Genomic DNA, 1,515 nt, shown 5'->3' on the forward strand with positions numbered 1-1,515 from the left:
TCACGCGTGCGTGGCGCCGCCGCCGCGCGTGGCTGCAGATCTATCTCCCGGGCGCGGGCTGGGTCGATTTCGACCCGACGAACAGCATTGTCGGCAATCGGCACCTGATACGCGTCGCGGTTGCTTGGGATCACCATCAGGCCCTGCCGCTGTGGGGAACCTGGAATGGCGAGCCCGGATCGTTTCGCAGCCTCGATGTCGAGGTCAGTGTGACCGAGAACCAGTGACGTTTTCTTTTATAGTTCACAGCAAAGGGCAGCTCCCATGAAACTCCGCGTTGGCTACGAACTGGTCTACGAGTGTCCGCAACCGACACCAATGCTGCTCATGCTGAATACACACTTTTCAGTCGCGCCGCAGGTGTTGCTGGCCGATGTGCTGACGGTCAATCCGCCGGTGCCCATCTCGCAGTATCGCGATGGCTTCGGCAACCTGTGCAGCCGGCTGGTGGCGCCGGCGGGACGGATATCGCTGTCGACCTCTGCGTTGCTCGAAGTGTCCGGCGAATTCGAACAGCCCGGGCCGAACGGCGAACAGCATCCGGTGGAAGATTTGCCGAACGAATGCCTCGTGTTCCTGCTCGGCAGCCGTTATTGCGAAACCGATCTGCTGTCCGACTTCGCCTGGAAGCAGTTCGGCGCCACGCCGCCCGGACGCGCGCGCGTGCAGGCGATTTGCGACTTCGCCCACAATCACATCGTCTTCAACTACGCGCACGCGCGACCGACGAAAACCGCGTTCGAGGCCTATCAGGAGCGCCAGGGCGTCTGCCGCGACTTCGCACACCTGGCCGTGACGCTATGCCGGGCGATGAACATCCCGGCGCGATATTGCACGGGTTATATCAGCGACGTAGGCCTCCCGCCACCCTACGCAGCGATGGATTTTGCTGCGTGGTTCGAGGCGTTCATCGGCGGAAGCTGGCAGACGTTCGACGCACGCAACAACGCGCCACGTATTGGACGCGTGCTGATGGCGCGCGGCCGCGACGCCGCGGATGTGGCCATCAGCAACACCTTCGGACCTACCGCCTTGCTCAAGTTCGATGTCGTTTGCGAGCCGGAAGAAGCGCGGGTTTGATTCGGGATTCTAAGTATCCTGGTGCGCGGCGCGGGCCGGGCCGCGCCCGCACGTGCCCGCGCCTTGCGGCACATTCTCATCCGGGCGATAATTCGCCCGGAGATTTGCGCGCAACCTGGTTCTTGCGCCGGCTTGACAAACCAACCGTTCCCCCCTACACGTCCTCGTGCCAGAACAGCCGGAGCCATTGAATTTCAATGGCTTTTTTTCTGGGCGGGACTTTATCGGCTTCGCGCCGTTGCCAATTCATTGCCGTGAACTTCGACGACTACTGTCAGCAAAAAGCTGCGCCCGATGGCCTTCGTGACCGGGTGCGCCGGTTCGCCGCCGAAGAGGCTTGCCAGTTCCTTCTGCCACCACGCATGTTTGGTCCGTCCGATAGTGGGATCGCGCGTCTCCTTGGCCGTTTCCTCGAGTTCGCGGCGCAGGGCGTGG

1 protein-coding gene and 2 pseudogenes are annotated in these 1,515 nt (G+C 62.4%); 2 read left to right on the forward strand and 1 reads right to left on the reverse strand.

Annotation, left to right across the window (positions count from 1 at the left end; all coding sequences use genetic code 11):
* Together ACRXB1_RS35860 and ACRXB1_RS35865 are read left to right on the forward strand one after the other, a co-directional pair.
* Nucleotides 1-227 (forward strand): annotated as a pseudogene (locus tag ACRXB1_RS35860) (hypothetical protein); the annotation flags it as partial.
* A gap of 37 nt (nucleotides 228-264) precedes the next feature.
* Nucleotides 265-1,080 (forward strand): transglutaminase-like domain-containing protein, encoded by an 816-nt coding sequence (locus ACRXB1_RS35865; RefSeq protein WP_075357786.1) that lies wholly within the window; start codon nucleotides 265-267, stop codon nucleotides 1,078-1,080.
* Between the two features lie 293 nt (nucleotides 1,081-1,373).
* On the opposite strand, the pseudogene ACRXB1_RS35870 reads toward ACRXB1_RS35865, so the two are convergent.
* A pseudogene (locus ACRXB1_RS35870) lies at nucleotides 1,374-1,515 on the reverse strand (squalene synthase HpnD); the annotation flags it as partial.

The sequence above is a fragment of the Caballeronia sp. M23-90 genome (genome assembly GCF_053574605.1).

What these genes read in the sequence shown, in the direction of transcription:
- ACRXB1_RS35865 (WP_075357786.1), top strand. Translation starts at nt 265, where the DNA reads ATGAAACTCCGCGTTGGCTACGAACTGGTCTACGAGTGTCCGCAACCG.